Genomic DNA, 15,027 nt, shown 5'->3' on the forward strand with positions numbered 1-15,027 from the left:
GGTGGGCTCAGCCCTTGGTGAGGATGGAGCGGACGAAGAAGAGCAGGTTGGCCGGCTTCTCCGCGAGGCGGCGCATGAAGTAGCCGTACCAGTCGGTGCCGTACGCCGTGTAGACGCGCATGCGGTGCCCCTCGGCGGCGAGACGGTTCTGCTCCTCGCCGCGGATGCCGTACAGCATCTGGAACTCGTACTCGTCCAGCTTGCGCCCTGCGCGGCGGGCGAGCTCCTGGCCGATGGAGATCAGGCGCGGGTCGTGCGAGCCGATCATCGGGTAGCCCTCGCCGTCCATCAGGATCTTCATGATCCGGACGTACGCCTTGTCGATCTCGGGCTTGTCCTGGATGGCGACCGAGGCGGGCTCCTTGTAGGCGCCCTTCACGATGCGGACGCGGGAGCCGTCGGCGGCCAGGCGGCGGGCGTCGTCCTCGGTGCGGAAGAGGTACGCCTGGATGACGCAGCCGGTCTGCGGGAAGGACTTCCGCAGCTCCTCGTGGATGGCGAACATCGAGTCGAGGGTGGTGTGGTCCTCGGCGTCCAGGGTGACGGTGGTGCCGATCTCCGCGGCGGCCTCGACGACCGGGCGGACGTTCGCGAGGGCCAGCTCGTGGCCGTTCTCCAGGGACTGGCCGAACATCGACAGCTTGACGGACATCTCGGCGCGGGCGCCGAGGCCCAGCTCCTTGAGGCGGCCGATGAGCTCCAGGTAGGCGTCCCGGGCGGCGTACGACTGCTCGACGGTGGTGATGTCCTCACCGACGACGTCGAGGGTGACCTCCAGGCCGCGGGCGCTCAGCTCGGACACGATCGGGACGACGTCGTCGACCGTCTCACCGGCGATGAAGCGGGCGACGACCTGCTTGGTCCCGGGGGCGGCCGACACGAGACGGCGCATCTTGTCGCTGCGCGACGCGGCGAGGATCACGGGACCCAGCACGGGGCACCTCCGAAGGGGCTGAGGAGAACGGGGCCGTACCAGGATCAAGGGAACGAACCGGGAACAGCACGAAGAACCACCGTGAAACCTATGGATCGCTCCGATCCTCTGCCATCGACAGCTGTCACGCATCCGTGCGCCGCATCTCATACACGTGTCTGAAGGGGTGCGAGAATGGCGTGGTGAAGGGCGATTACCAAGAACTGGTCGACGAGATCTCCGCGCTCCTCGGCGCCCCGGCGACCCTGGAGAACCGCGATTTCGGGCTGATCGCCTTCGGGGCGCACGACAGCGACGACGACACCGAGATGGACCCCGTCCGGACCCGGTCGATCCTGACCCGGAAGTCCACGCCCGCGGTCCGCGCCTGGTTCGAGGGCTTCGGCATCACCCGTGCCACCGGCCCCGTCCGCATCCCGGCCGCCCCGGAGGCGGGGGTGTTCCGGGACCGGATCTGCCTTCCGGTACGCCACCGGGGCGTCGTCCTCGGATACGTCTGGCTGCTCGACGCCGAGCCGGGCCCCTCACCCGAACGGCTGACCGCCGCGATGGACGTCGCCGCCCGGATCGGCGACCTCCTCGCCGACGAGGAGCGCGCGGGCGCCGACCTCTCCCGCGAGTTCCTCGCGGTGCTGACCGCCGGGCGCGGCTGGCAGAGCGACATGGCCGTCGCCGCACTCCGCGCGGCCCTCGGCCCCAGCGCGGACGGCCTGCACACCCTCGTCTGCGTGACCCCCTGGCAGGGCGAGGTCCCCTCGATCCGGTCCGTTCCCGGCACGGCGGCGGTCGCCACGCTGCCGGAGAGCGAGTCCCTCGCCGTCCTCGTACGGCTGCGCACGGCCGAGGACCTCGCCCCCGCCCGCACCGCCGCCGACCGGCTGCGCGCCGCGGCGCCCGCCGGCATCGCGACCCCCCGCCGGGGCCTCACCGAGCTCCCGGCGGCCTGGCGCGAGGCCAACACCGCGGCCCGCGCCGCCACGGCGCAGCCGTCGCTCGGCCCCGTCGCCGAGTGGGCCGGGATCGGCCCGTACCGACTGCTGGCGGCGCTCTACCACCCCGAGGTCGACCCGGTCGTCGCGCCGCTGCTCGCCCCCGCCCATGCCGAACTGGCCCGCACCGCCGAGGTGTTCCTCGACAACGCCGGCCAGGCGGGCCGCACGGCGGCGGCCCTGGGCATCCACCGGCAGACCCTCTACTACCGGCTGTCCCGGGTCGAGCAGCTCACCGGCCTGGACCTCGACGACGGCGAGGACCGCCTGCTGCTCCACATGTCCCTGAAGTCGGCCAAGCTGTAGGCCTCCGGGTTGACGGCCTCTCAGGGGCGGGTCGGGGTCGTCCCCGATACCGTCGCGCCGCCGGGCGTCCTACCGTCGTAGGAGCGAGGGGTTTCGACCGAGGGGGCGTCATGAAGGCCTGGATGCAGGACCGGTACGGATCGGCGGACGTGCTGGAGTTCGCGGAGGTGGAGAGGCCGGTGCCGGGCGAGCGGGAGGTGCTCGTCCGCGTCCGCGCCGCCGCCGTCAACGCGGCGGACTGGCACCTGATGCGCGGCGACCCCTACGTGGCCAGGCTGGTCCTCGGTCCGCGAAGACCGAAGGAGCGGATCCGGGGCCGCGACTTCGCGGGCACGGTCGAGGCGGTGGGCGCCGGGGTGACCGGGCTCCGCCCAGGGGACGAGGTCTTCGGAGAGGCCCCCGGGGCCTTCGCCGAGTACGTGTGCGCCCCCGAGACGGCGACGGAGCACAAGCCCGCCGGCCTGACCTTCGAGCAGGCGGCCGCGATACCGCTGGCCGGCAACACCGCCCTGATGGGACTGCGGGACCTCGGCGACGTGCGACCGGGCGGGAAGGTCCTGGTCAACGGGGCATCGGGAGGCGTCGGAACCTTCGCCGTGCAGCTCGCGAAGGCGTTCGGCGCCGAGGTCACGGGGGTGTGCAGCGCCCGGAACGCGACGCTGGTCCTCGGACTCGGCGCGGACCGGGTCGTCGACTACACCCGGCAGGACTTCACCGCCGGCCAGGACCGCTACGACCTGGTGTTCGACCTGGTGGGCAACCGGTCGCTGGCGGAGCTCCGGCGGGTCCTCTCCCCCACCGGCGTGCTCGTCCTGTCCGGCGGGGGCGTCTTCGAGGGGGGCAGCGCCTTCGGGCCGATGGGGCTGATCGTCAAGGGGCGGCTGTTCTCCCGGTTCTCCGGCGGCCGGATCCGCGTCCTCACGGCGGAGCCGCGCCGGGAGAACCTGGCGGCGCTGCGGGAGCTCGCCGAGAACGGCGGCATCACCCCGGTCGTCGAGCGGACCTATCCGCTGGACGAGGCGCCGCGGGCCCTGCGGTACGTCGAGGAGGAGCACGCCCGCGCGAAGGTGGTCCTCAGCTGTCCTCCCCCATCAGGACCCTGAGACCTGCGGTGAGGTCGTCCGCGCTCGGCGCGGTGTCCGGGTCCACCATCCACTGGATCATCACGCCGGTGGCCATGGCCTGGAGCAGCAGTCCGGCCACCCGGGCCTTCTCGGGGTCCGCCGTCGGGTCGATGCCGAGCATGCCCTCGGCGATGCCGAGGCGGCCCTCCCGCTGCGGCTCCTTGATCGCCTGGCGCAGCCTCTCGTCGTCGTCGAGCCGGGTGACGACCTCGGTCTGGAGCTTCCAGACGGGGCGGCTGGCCTCGGCCGCGCCGATGAGCTGCGCCCACATCGCGCGGAAGCGCTCGTACGGTTCGGCCGGCGGGGGTGCGGCGCCCTCGGGTCCCCCGGGTCCGCCGGGGACGGTGACCTGCTCCCCCCACTCCTCGGTGAGGGCGAGGAAGGCCTGCTGGAGCAGGGCGTCCTTGGAGCCGTAGTGGTAGCCGATGGAGGCGAGGTTGGTGCCGGACGCGGCGACGATGTCGCGCGCCGTGGTCCTCCCGTACCCCTTCTCCAGGAGGCAGCGCTTGGCGCCTTCGAGCAGGTCTTCCTTGTGTCCCATGACAGCACTGTACCCGGCCACTAGACAATCGTGTAAGACGATCGTCTATCGGCCGGGTACGGGAACGAGCCGTGCGTCAGATCAGGTTGACGGAACGGGCCGAGGTGGCGCCGATCTCCTGCGCGATCTCCGCGAGCACCGGGGCCGGCAGCGTGTCGTCCACGGTGAGCACGACGAGCGCCTCGCCGCCCTCCTCCGCGCGGGAGACCTGCATGCCCGCGATGTTCAGACCGGCCTCGCCGAGGATCCGGCCGACCGTGCCGACGACGCCCGGACGGTCCTCGTAGCGCAGCACGACCATGTGGTCGGCGAGCGCCAGGTCCACGTCGTAGTCGCCGACCGCGACGATCTTCTGGAGGTGCTTGGGGCCGGCCAGGGTGCCGGAGACCGACACCTCCTCGCCGCTCGACAGCGTGCCGCGGACGGTGACCACGTTGCGGTGGTCGGGCGACTCGGAGCTCGTCGTCAGCCGCACCTCGACACCGCGCTCCTGCGCGAACAGCGGGGCGTTGACGTACGACACGGTCTCGTCGACCACGTCCTCGAACACGCCCTTGAGCGCGGAGAGTTCGAGCACCTTCACGTCGTGCTGGGTGATCTCGCCGTACACCTCGACGTCGAGACGCGCGGCGACCTCGCCCGCGAGCGCGGTGAAGATCCGGCCGAGCTTCTCGGCGAGCGGCAGACCCGGCTTCACGTCCTCGGCGATGACGCCGCCCTGGACGTTGACCGCGTCCGGCACGAGCTCGCCGGCGAGCGCCAGGCGCACCGAGCGGGCGACCGCGATGCCGGCCTTCTCCTGGGCCTCGTCCGTGGACGCGCCGAGGTGCGGGGTGCAGACGACCTGGTCGAGCTCGAAGAGCGGGGAGTCCGTGCAGGGCTCCTTCGCGTACACGTCGAGGCCCGCGCCGGCGACCCGGCCCTCCTTGAGGGCGGTGTAGAGCGCCGCCTCGTCCACGATCCCGCCGCGCGCGGCGTTGACGATCCGGACGGAGGGCTTGACCTTGTGCAGCGCCTCGTCACCGATGAGACCGATGGTCTCCGGGGTCTTCGGGAGGTGGACGGTGATGAAGTCGGCGACCTCCAGGAGCTCGTCCAGGGCCAGCAGCTTCACCCCCATCTGGGCGGCGCGGGCCGGCTGCACGTAGGGGTCGTACGCGACGATCTTCATGCCGAAGGCCGACATGCGCTGGGCGACCAGGACGCCGATGCGGCCGAGACCGACGACGCCGAGGGTCTTCTCGCTCAGCTCGACGCCGGTGTACTTGTTGCGCTTCCACTCGCCGTTCTTCAGCGCGGTGTTGGCCTGCGGGATGTTGCGCGCGGTGGCGACGAGCAGACCGCACGCGAGCTCGGCGGCGGTGACGATGTTCGAGGTCGGGGCGTTCACGACCATGACGCCGGCCTTGGTGGCGGCGGAGACGTCGACGTTGTCCAGACCGACACCGGCACGGGCGACGACCCGGAGCTTGTTCGCGGCGGCGAGGGCCTCCGCGTCGACCTTGGTCGCGGAACGGACCAGGATCGCGTCCACATCGGCGATGGCGGGGATCAGCTCGGCGCGGTCGGCGCCGTTGCAGTGCCGGATCTCGAAGTCCGGGCCCAGCGCGTCGACGGTGGCGGGCGACAGCTCTTCAGCGATGAGTACGACAGGTTTCGAGCTCACGTGAGTCCTCACAGGTCCAGTGCGGACGGCCGTCCCGACGGCCGCAGGCGGTGGAGGGGGCTTGCCGCGTGAAAGCGCACGACGCTGTGGGCCTGACGCGTATGTTGTTGAGCAGTGTAGTGCTGAGTCGGCGCACTTCATGCGCCTCGTTGGAAGGATCACCCGTCCGTGGTTGGACGGGGTGTCCAACGATGCGGCGAGGGGCCGGACACAGTGTCCGGCCCCCTCCCCCCTGCGCCCCGGGGCACGGGGAGGACCGCCGCGAAGGCTTACGCCTCCTCGTCGTTCACCCAGCTCATGAGCTTCCGCAGCTCCTTGCCGGTGGTCTCCAGGAGGTGGTTCTCGTCCTGGGTCTTGTACTCGTTGTACTTCTTCAGACCGCCGTGGTACTCGGCCATCCACTCCTTGGCGAAGGTGCCGTCCTGGATCTCCGCGAGGACCTTCTTCATCTCGGCCTTGGTGGCGTCGGTGATGATCCGCGGGCCGGTGACGTAGTCGCCCCACTCGGCGGTCTCGGAGACCGACCAGCGCATCTTCTCCAGGCCGCCCTCGTACATGAGGTCGACGATGAGCTTCAGCTCGTGGAGGCACTCGAAGTACGCGATCTCCGGCTGGTAACCGGCCTCGGTCAGGGTCTCGAAGCCCGCCTTGACCAGCGCCGCGGTACCACCGCAGAGGACGGCCTGCTCACCGAACAGGTCGGTCTCGGTCTCCTCCTTGAAGGTCGTCTTGATGACGCCCGCACGGGTGCCGCCGATGCCCTTGGCGTACGAGAGCGCCAGCGCGAAGGCGTTGCCGGTCGCGTCCTGCTCGACGGCGGCGATGCACGGGACGCCGCGGCCCTCCTCGTACTGACGACGGACCAGGTGGCCCGGGCCCTTGGGGGCGACCAGGGCGACGTCGACGCCCTCGGGGACCTCGATGAACCCGTAGCGGACGTTGAGGCCGTGACCGAAGAAGAGCGCGTCGCCCGCCTTCAGGTTGTCCTTGATGGACTCCTCGTAGACCTTGGCCTGGATCGGGTCCGGGGTCAGGATCATGATGAGGTCGGCCTCGGCCGCGGCCTCGGCGACGGACACGACGCGCAGGCCCTGCTCCTCGGCCTTGGCCTTCGACTTCGAGCCCTCCTGGAGGCCGACGCGGACGTCGACACCGGAGTCACGGAGCGACAGCGCGTGGGCGTGTCCCTGGCTGCCGTAGCCGATCACCGCGACCTTGCGGCCCTGGATGATGGACAGGTCGGCATCGGCGTCGTAGAACAGCTCGGCCACTGGAAATCTCCTTGAGGTGCTGGTGTTGCGTCCCACCGTACGGCGGGGAGCGGGAGGAAGGTTTTCGGGTCTCGTCAGTCGGACCGCCGGTGGGGCCCGGCGGTCCACCTCCGATGACTCTCAGGCGCTGCGGTCGAGGGCCCGCAGGGACCGGTCCGTGATGGACCGGGAACCACGCCCTATGGCGATCGTGCCGGACTGCACGAGCTCCTTGACGCCGAACTGCTCCAGCATCTTGAGCATGGCGTCGAGCTTGTCACTCGAACCGGTGGCCTCGATGGTGACCGCCTCGGGCGAGACGTCCACGGTCTTGGCGCGGAACAGCTGCACGATCTCGACGATCTGGGAGCGGGTCTCGTTGTCGGCGCGGACCTTCACCAGGACGAGCTCGCGCTGGATCGCAGCGCTGGGCTCGAGTTCGACGATCTTCAGGACGTTGACCAGCTTGTTGAGCTGCTTGGTCACCTGCTCCAGGGGCAGGTCCTCGACATTGACCACGATGGTGATGCGGGAGATGTCGGGGTGCTCGGTGATGCCGACGGCGAGGGAGTCGATGTTGAAGCCGCGGCGCGAGAACAGGGCGGCGATCCGGGCGAGGATGCCGGGCGTGTTCTCCACGAGAACGGAGAGCGTGTGCTTGGTGGACATGTCTGGGTCTCTTCCTTTTCGCTCTGCTCGCTCAGTCGTCTTCGCCGTCGCCGAAGTCGGGGCGGACGCCCCGCGCGGCCATGACCTCGTCGTTCGAGGTGCCGGCGGCGACCATCGGCCAGACCTGGGCGTCCTCGTGGACGATGAAGTCGATCACGACCGGGCGGTCGTTGATGGCGTTGGCCTCGGCGATGACCTTGTCCAGGTCGGCCGGGTCCTCACAGCGCAGGGCGACACAGCCCATGGCCTCGGAGAGCTTGACGAAGTCGGGGACGCGGGTGCCCTTGTTCGCCTGGACGTCGTCCGGGCCGGAGTGCAGGACGGTGTTGGAGTAGCGCTGGTTGTAGAAGAGGGTCTGCCACTGGCGGACCATTCCCAGGGCGCCGTTGTTGATGATGGCGACCTTGATCGGGATGTTGTTCAGGGCGCAGGTGGTGAGCTCCTGGTTGGTCATCTGGAAGCAGCCGTCGCCGTCGACCGCCCAGACCGTGCGGTCCGGCATGCCTGCCTTGGCGCCCATCGCGGCGGGGACCGCGTAGCCCATCGTCCCGGCACCGCCGGAGTTCAGCCAGGTGGCCGGCTTCTCGTAGTCGATGAAGTGGGCGGCCCACATCTGGTGCTGGCCGACGCCCGCGGCGAAGATCGTGCCCTCGGGGGCGAGCCGGCCGATGCGCTGGATGACCTGCTGCGGCGAGAGGCTGCCGTCCTCCGGCAGGTCGTAGCCGAGCGGGTAGGTCTCGCGCCAGCGGTTCAGGTCGCTCCACCAGGCGGCGTAGTCGCCCTTGTTGCCCTCGCCGTGCTCGACCTGGACGGCCTGGATCAGGTCGGCGATGACCTCGCGGGCGTCACCGACGATCGGGACGTCGGCGGCGCGGTTCTTGCCGATCTCGGCCGGGTCGATGTCCGCGTGGACGATCTTGGCGTACGGGGCGAAGCTGTCGAGCTTGCCGGTGACGCGGTCGTCGAAGCGGGCACCCAGGGCGACGATCAGGTCGGCCTTCTGCAGCGCGGTGACGGCGGTGACGGCACCGTGCATGCCCGGCATGCCCACGTGCAGCGGGTGGCTGTCGGGGAAGGCGCCGAGGGCCATCAGGGTGGTGGTGACCGGGGCGCCGGTGAGCTCGGCGAGGATCTTCAGCTCGGCGGTGGCGCCGGCCTTGATGACGCCGCCGCCCACGTACAGGACGGGCCGCTTGGCGGCGGAGATCAGCTTGGCGGCCTCGCGGATCTGCTTGGCGTGCGGCTTGGTCACCGGGCGGTAGCCGGGCAGGTCGGTCTGCGGCGGCCAGCTGAAGGTGGTCTTCGCCTGGAGCGCGTCCTTGGCGATGTCGACCAGGACCGGGCCCGGACGGCCGGTGGCGGCGATGTGGAAGGCCTCGGCGATCGTCCGCGGGATGTCCTCGGCCTTGGTGACGAGGAAGTTGTGCTTGGTGATCGGCATCGTGATGCCGCAGATGTCCGCCTCCTGGAAGGCGTCCGTGCCGATCGCCTTGGACGCGACCTGGCCGGTGATCGCGACGAGCGGGACCGAGTCCATGTGCGCGTCGGCGATCGGGGTGACCAGGTTGGTCGCACCCGGGCCCGAGGTCGCCATGCAGACGCCGACCTTGCCGGTCGCCTGGGCGTACCCGGTGGCGGCGTGGCCGGCGCCCTGCTCGTGCCGGACCAGGATGTGGCGGACCCGCTGCGAGTCCATCATCGGGTCGTAGGCGGGGAGGATCGCGCCGCCCGGGATGCCGAAGACGGTGTCGGCGCCCACTTCCTCGAGAGAGCGGATGAGGGACTGCGCGCCCGTGACGTGCTCGACGGCGATGGCGGGCTGCGCGCCGTTGCGGGGTCGCGGCTGCGGATGGTGCCCGGTGGCCTGGTCGGTCATCAGCATCTCTTCTCGAAGCAGAGGGTTTTTGCGAGGTGTTTTGCGGGGGTTTGCATCGACTTTGGAGTGAGCCGGTGCAACAAAAAACCCCTCGTGCCGTGAGGCAAGCGAGGGGAGCGCGTCGGGTGCGTTCTCAGCGGGGCCTGATCGATGGCCCTGCTTCAGCCGACGCGCTTTCCAAGTACGAGAATTCGGGTGCGCATGGCACTGACCCTCCCTCTCGGCCCTCATCACTGTCAAGTGGGTGGGACGGGCGTCTCAGCATTTGAGCGGATCGGGGGACGGTTTCCGGCCGGTACGGGGACCCCGCCGGGCAGCGGATAGTCGTCCCGCACCAGCGCCCTGCGCAGCCGGTACTCGTCCAGCGGGCCCGAGAAGGCCATGCCCTGGGCGTGGCCGCATCCCATCGCACGCAGCGCGATCACCTGCTCCGGCACGTCGACACCGTCGGCGACGGTCTGCATGCCGAGCTCACCGGCGATGCGCAGCACGCCGCGCGTGATCTTGCGGAGCCGTGCCGACTCGACCACGCCCTCCACGAGGCCCCGGTCCAGCTTCAGTATGTCGGCCGGAAGCCTGCGCAGGGCGTTGATCGCCACGTGTCCGCTGCCGAATCCGTCGAGCGCGATCCGCACGCCGAGGCGGCGCAGGGTCACCAGCCGCTGCTCGAGTTCGTCGAGCGGGGTCCTGGCGCCGCTGTCGGCGAGCTCGATGATCAGCGAGCCGGACGGCAGACCGTGCCGGGTGAGCAGGGACTCGACCGAGCCGAGCGGCAGCGAGCGGTCCAGGAGCCGGTGGGCGGAGAGGCGGATGGAGACCGGCGTGCGGTGGCCGATCCCGGCCCGCTCGGCGGCCTGCTCCACCGCCTCCTCCAGGAGCCAGCGGCCGAGCTCCGCGGTGCGCTCCCCGTCGTCGGTGACCCGGAGGTACTCCGCGGGGGTGAAGAGGATGCCCTGGGCCGACCGCCAGCGGGCCTGGGCGCTGACGGCGGAGATCCGGCCGGTGGCGAGGTCGACGACCGGCTGGTGGAGGAGGGCGAACTCGCCGTCGTGGAGGGCCGTGCGCAGCCGGGCGGCCAGCTCCGTGCGCCGTACCACCTCGGCCTGCATCTGCGGCGCGTAGAGCTCGACGCGGTCCTTGCCGGCGGCCTTGGCTCGGTACATGGCGAGGTCGGCGTTGCGCAGGAGGTCGCCGGCCTCCATGCCGGGCTCGGCGAAGGCGACGCCGATGGAGGCGGCGACCCGCACCTCGTTGCCGCCGTCGACGTGGTACGGCTGGGAGAGCGTGAGCCGGAGCCGGTCGGCGATCTCCTGGACCTGGCTCTCGCGGGCCTTCCTCTCGCGTCCGCCGTCACCGAGGATCAGGGCGGCGAACTCGTCGCCGCCGAGTCTGGCGGCGGTGTCCCCGGCCCGCACGGAGTCGTGGAGGCGGCGGGCCGCCTGGACGAGCAGGTCGTCGCCCGCCTGGTGGCCGAGGCGGTCGTTGACCGCCTTGAACCCGTCGAGGTCGATGAAGAGCACGGCGGTGCCGGGGTCGGAGGAACGGCGGCCGCTCAGCGCCTGCCGGACCCGCCGGGTGAAGAGGGCCCGGTTGGGCAGGTCGGTGAGCGGGTCGTGTTCGGCGTTGTGCTGCAGCTGGGCCTGGAGGCGGACGCGTTCGGTGACGTCCCGGCTGTTGAAGATCAGGCCGCCCTGGTGCCGGTTGACGGTCGACTCGACGTTGAGCCAGTCGCCGCGGCCGGAGCGGAAGCGGCACTCGATCCGGGTGGTGGGCTCCTCGGCGGGCGAGGCGGCCAGGAAGCGCCGCACCTCGTGGACGACGGCGCCGAGGTCCTCGGGGTGGATGAGGGACGCCAGCTCGGAGCCGATGAGCTCCTCGGCCTCGCGCCCGTAGACCCCGGTCGCGGCCGGGCTGACGTAGCGCAGCATCCCGGTCGGCGCGGCGATCATGATCACGTCGCTGGAGCCCTGCACGAGCGACCTGAAGTGGTTCTCCTTCTGGGCCAGTTCGTGGGTGAGGGCGATGTTGTCGAGGAGCATGATGCCCTGCCGGACGACGAGGGCGAGCACCACCGTGCAGCCGGTCAGGACGACCACCCGGTCGACCCTGCGCCCCTCGACCACGTTGTACAGGATGCCGAGGGTGCAGACCGCGGCGGCGAGGTACGGCGTGAGGGCGGCGAGCGACCCGGCGACCGGCCGGCTGTGCAGCAGGGGGCCGTGGGCGGGCGCCGCGCCGTCCGGCAGCCGGCGCACCCCCCAGGGCGCGTAGGCGAGGAGGAGCGAGCCGGCGAACCAGCCGGCGTCCAGCAGCTGGCCCGAGGCGTAGTTCTCGCGGAGCAGCGGCGAGGTGAACAGGGCGTCGCACAGCACGGTCAGGGCGAGTGCGGCGATGGCGGTGTTGGTCGCCGAGCGGTTCGCCTGCGAGCGCCGGAAGTGCAGGACCAGGACCATGCTGACGAGCACGATGTCGAGCAGCGGGTACGCGAGCGACAGCGCGGCCTGGGCGACGGACTCGCCCTCGAAGTGGGCGGTACGGGCGAGGGCCAGGCTCCAGGACAGCGTGAGGAGCGAGCCCCCGATGAGCCAGGCGTCGAGCCCCAGGCAGACCCAGCCGGCCCGGGTGACGGGCTTCTTGGCGAGGACGAGGAGGCCGACGATGGCGGGCGGGGCGAAGAGCAGGAAGAAGAGGTCGGCGACGGAGGAGTCCGGCACCTCGGCGCGGAGCACCACCTCGTACCAGCCCCAGACCGCGTTGCCCGAGGCGGCCATGAACGAGGAGAAGGCGAAGAGCAGCCAGGCCGGGCGGGCGCTGCCGCGGTGGGCGCGGCCGTAGAGGAAGCAGGAGACCGCGGCGGTGAGCGCTGCGGCGCTGAGTCCGAAGTCGCCCATGAACAGCGCGAGCCTCGGGGAGCCCCAGCCGAGCGAGGCGCCGGTTGTGTAGCCCGCGCAGATCAGGCCGAGGGCGATCTGGGCGAGGACCGCGCCCGGGCCGGGGCGCTCGGTGTCCGGGTGCCCGGGGCCGCCGCCACCGCCGATGGGACGGCGGGTGAGGACCGCCCCGGGCGCGCTCACCGGATCCTCCGGCGTCGCGCCACCGCAGGCGGCCGCTTCGTGCGGGCGCGCCGAGGGCTCGTCGAGAGTCCCCGGGGCGTGTCCGTCGCAGTCGCCGGGAGCCGCGTCCGGGAGCGCGCCGCCGTGGCTCTCGGCGCCGCTCCGCCCGGCCGTCGGTGGCGGCCCGGTGTCGGACGGTCCGGCGGCGTGGGGCGCGCGGTGGGGCGCGGCCTGGTCCGGTACCGATCGTGTGAGGCCGGCGGCGAGGCGCGGAAGGCTTGCCGGCGGCGTCGCCGCGTCGGATCGCCGGTCTTTCGGCCGTGCCTCACCCGTCACCCCCCTCGGAATCTGATGTCCCGTCACTTCGCTCCCCAGCGTCAGCCCGTACTCGACGCAGTCCCCCGATCCGGGACAATACACCAGGACCGTCACTCAGGGACAGGGTCGCAGTACTCTCAGTGACGACCAGGGGGCTTGCGCGCGGCGCGTGTCGGGGGCGCGGTTCACCCGTCCGGCCCCCTCCGGCATGCCGGAGGGGGCCGCGCTCAGCCGGTGGTGAGCAGGACGTTGGCCAGCTCCTCGCCGGCCGCGAACCGCCGCAGCTGTCCGGCGATCAGCCGCTTCGCCCGCGGCATGAACGCCGAGGTGGAACCTCCCACATGGGGACTGATCAGGACACCGGGAGCGTGCCACAGCGGGTGCCCGGCCGGCAGCGGTTCCGGGTCGGTGACGTCCAGCGCCGCCGTGATCCGGCCGCTCTCGACCTCCTTGAGCAGCGCGGACGTGTCGACGACCGGCCCCCGGGCGACGTTCACCAGGAGCGCGCCGTCCTTCATCCGCGCCAGGAACCCCGCGTCGGCCAGGTGCCGGGTGTCGGGCGTGAGCGGAGTGGAGAGGACGACCACGTCGGCCTCCGGCAGCAGGGCGGGCAGCTCCGCGAGCGCCTGGACCGGGCCGCGCTCTGTGGTGCGCGCGGAGCGTGCGACGCGCGACACCCGCGCGCACTCGAAGGGCGCGAGCCGGTCCTCGATGGCGGCGCCGATCGACCCGTACCCCACGATCAGGACGGACTTGTCGGCGAGGGCCGGGTAGAAGCCCGCCCGCCATTCCTCGGCGTCCTGGCCTCGCACGAATCCGGGGATGCCGCGCAGCGAGGCGAGGATCAGCGCGAGCGTGAGCTCGGCCGTGCTGGCCTCGTGGACGCCCTTCGCGTTGCACAGGGCGACGCCGGGCCGCAGCAGGCCGAGGCCGGGCGTGACGTGGTCGATGCCCGCGGACAGGGTCTGCACGGCCCGCAGCGAGGTCATCGCGGCCAGCGGCCGTACGGCGATCTCCGGGCCCTTCATGTACGGCACCACGTAGAAGGCGCAGCGCGCCGGGTCGGCGGGGAACTCCGGGCCGCCGTCCCAGAAGCGGTAGTTCAGGCCCGACGCGTCCGGGGCGGGGAGCCCCTCGACCTCGTCCGCGGGAACCGGAAGCCACACGTCGGCGGCCGTGTCTTCGAATCTCATGACCGGGAGGCTATGCGAAGAATCCCGTGCGCCATTGGTTACTTTGGGACACGGCACAGGGAGGGGTACCGGCAGGTGGAGCGCAGGACTATCGGGGCGACGGCGCTCGACGTGGGTGCGATCGGCCTGGGGTGCATGCCGATGAGCTGGGCGTACAGCCGTTCGCAGCAGCGGGGGGACCGCTCGCTGCGGACCGTGCACGCGGCGCTCGACGCCGGGGTGAGCCTGCTCGACACCGCCGACATGTACGGACCGTTCACCAACGAGCTCATGTTGGGGCGGGTGTTGAAGGAGCGTCGGGCGGACGCCTTCGTGTCGACGAAGTGCGGACTGCTCGTCGGCGACGGGCACGTGGTCGCCAACGGCAGGCCGGGGTACGTGCGTCGGGCCTGCGACGCGTCGCTGCGGCGGCTCCAGACCGATGTGATCGACCTCTACCAGCTGCACCGCGCCGACCCCGAGGTGCCCGTCGAGGAGACCTGGGGCGCCATGGCCGAACTGGTGTCGGCGGGCAAGGTGCGGGCGCTCGGTCTGTGCGCGGTGGGTGCCAGGTCGGCCCGCCGGGGCGCGGCCGGCGCCGGCCGCGACGGATACGACGGAACGATCCGCCAACTGGAGCGGATCCAGCAGGTCTTCCCGGTGGCGGCGGTCGAGGCCGAGCTGTCGGTGTGGTCCCAGGAGGCGCTGGCGCGGCTGCTGCCCTGGTGCGCGGCGCGCGGCGTCGGCTTCCTGGCGGCGATGCCGCTGGGGAACGGGTTCCTGACCGGGACGCTGACTCCCGGCGGCGGGTTCGAGCCGGACGATCCGCGCGCCCGCCACCCCCGTTTCACCGCGGAGATGATGGCCGCGAACCAGCCGCTCGTGGCGGGGCTGCGGCGGGTGGCCGCGCGGCACGGGGCGGACGTCACGCCGGCGCAGGTGGCGCTGGCGTGGGTGCTGGGCCGCGGCCGGCACGTCGTGCCGGTGCCGGGGGCCAAGCGGGAGCGGTGGGCGGTGGAGAACGCCGGGGCGGCGGGGCTGCGGCTGACGGCGGAGGATCTGACGGAGATCGCGGGGCTCCCGGCGCCGCGGGGCTCCTGGGACTGAAGACCGCGCGCGATCGGCGGCG

At 71.7% G+C, this 15,027-nt stretch carries 11 protein-coding genes; 3 read left to right on the forward strand and 8 right to left on the reverse strand.

Going from position 1 to position 15,027, the window contains the following annotated elements; translation table 11 throughout:
* Positions 1-7: 7 nt before the first annotated feature.
* Positions 8-934: a proline dehydrogenase family protein gene (locus AC067A_RS23500; RefSeq protein WP_479244427.1), complete on the reverse strand. Its 927-nt coding sequence runs from the start codon at positions 932-934 to the stop codon at positions 8-10.
* 182 nt (positions 935-1,116) lie between these two features.
* Between AC067A_RS23500 and AC067A_RS23505 the strand changes: the two genes are divergently transcribed.
* Positions 1,117-2,229 carry a PucR family transcriptional regulator gene (locus AC067A_RS23505; RefSeq protein ID WP_479244428.1) on the forward strand — a complete coding sequence of 371 codons (1,113 nt, stop codon included), beginning with the start codon at positions 1,117-1,119 and terminating at the stop codon, positions 2,227-2,229.
* Positions 2,230-2,339: 110 nt separating this feature from the next.
* Positions 2,340-3,332, forward strand: coding sequence for an NAD(P)-dependent alcohol dehydrogenase (locus tag AC067A_RS23510; protein WP_479244429.1), 993 nt, complete (start codon positions 2,340-2,342; stop codon positions 3,330-3,332).
* Here AC067A_RS23510 and AC067A_RS23515 read toward each other — a convergent pair.
* The 7 genes from AC067A_RS23515 to AC067A_RS23545 all read right to left on the reverse strand — a co-directional run bounded on the left by AC067A_RS23515 (position 3,304) and on the right by AC067A_RS23545 (position 13,919).
* Positions 3,304-3,894: a TetR/AcrR family transcriptional regulator gene (locus AC067A_RS23515; RefSeq protein ID WP_479244430.1), complete on the reverse strand. Its 591-nt coding sequence runs from the start codon at positions 3,892-3,894 to the stop codon at positions 3,304-3,306. The genes AC067A_RS23510 and AC067A_RS23515 overlap by 29 nt on opposite strands.
* Before the next feature lie 76 nt (positions 3,895-3,970).
* Positions 3,971-5,560: a phosphoglycerate dehydrogenase gene (serA, locus tag AC067A_RS23520; RefSeq protein WP_479244431.1), complete on the reverse strand. Its 1,590-nt coding sequence runs from the start codon at positions 5,558-5,560 to the stop codon at positions 3,971-3,973.
* Positions 5,561-5,829: 269 nt separating this feature from the next.
* Positions 5,830-6,831 (reverse strand): ketol-acid reductoisomerase, encoded by a 1,002-nt coding sequence (gene ilvC / locus AC067A_RS23525; protein WP_017236010.1) that lies wholly within the window; start codon positions 6,829-6,831, stop codon positions 5,830-5,832.
* A 120-nt stretch (positions 6,832-6,951) separates the two neighbouring features.
* Positions 6,952-7,479, reverse strand: a complete 528-nt coding sequence (gene ilvN / locus AC067A_RS23530; protein WP_030216183.1) for an acetolactate synthase small subunit — start codon at positions 7,477-7,479, stop codon at positions 6,952-6,954.
* Positions 7,480-7,510: 31 nt separating this feature from the next.
* A complete protein-coding gene (locus tag AC067A_RS23535; protein ID WP_479244432.1) occupies positions 7,511-9,361 on the reverse strand; it encodes an acetolactate synthase large subunit in 1,851 nt (616 codons plus the stop codon).
* A gap of 230 nt (positions 9,362-9,591) precedes the next feature.
* Positions 9,592-12,429, reverse strand: a complete 2,838-nt coding sequence (locus AC067A_RS23540; RefSeq protein ID WP_479244433.1) for a putative bifunctional diguanylate cyclase/phosphodiesterase — start codon at positions 12,427-12,429, stop codon at positions 9,592-9,594.
* A gap of 524 nt (positions 12,430-12,953) precedes the next feature.
* Entirely contained in the window at positions 12,954-13,919 is a 966-nt protein-coding gene (locus AC067A_RS23545) for a 2-hydroxyacid dehydrogenase (RefSeq protein WP_479244434.1), read from the reverse strand.
* Positions 13,920-13,994: 75 nt separating this feature from the next.
* Between AC067A_RS23545 and AC067A_RS23550 the strand changes: the two genes are divergently transcribed.
* Positions 13,995-15,005, forward strand: coding sequence for an aldo/keto reductase (locus tag AC067A_RS23550; RefSeq protein WP_479244435.1), 1,011 nt, complete (start codon positions 13,995-13,997; stop codon positions 15,003-15,005).
* Positions 15,006-15,027 lie beyond the last annotated feature (22 nt).

The organism is Streptomyces sp. NPDC043176 (assembly GCF_056436715.1).

What these genes read in the sequence shown, in the direction of transcription:
- ilvN (WP_030216183.1), bottom strand. Translation starts at nt 7,479, where the DNA reads ATGTCCACCAAGCACACGCTCTCCGTTCTCGTGGAGAACACGCCCGGC.
- AC067A_RS23535 (WP_479244432.1), bottom strand. Translation starts at nt 9,361, where the DNA reads ATGCTGATGACCGACCAGGCCACCGGGCACCATCCGCAGCCGCGACCC.
- AC067A_RS23510 (WP_479244429.1), top strand. Translation starts at nt 2,340, where the DNA reads ATGAAGGCCTGGATGCAGGACCGGTACGGATCGGCGGACGTGCTGGAG.
- AC067A_RS23515 (WP_479244430.1), bottom strand. Translation starts at nt 3,894, where the DNA reads ATGGGACACAAGGAAGACCTGCTCGAAGGCGCCAAGCGCTGCCTCCTG.
- AC067A_RS23545 (WP_479244434.1), bottom strand. Translation starts at nt 13,919, where the DNA reads ATGAGATTCGAAGACACGGCCGCCGACGTGTGGCTTCCGGTTCCCGCG.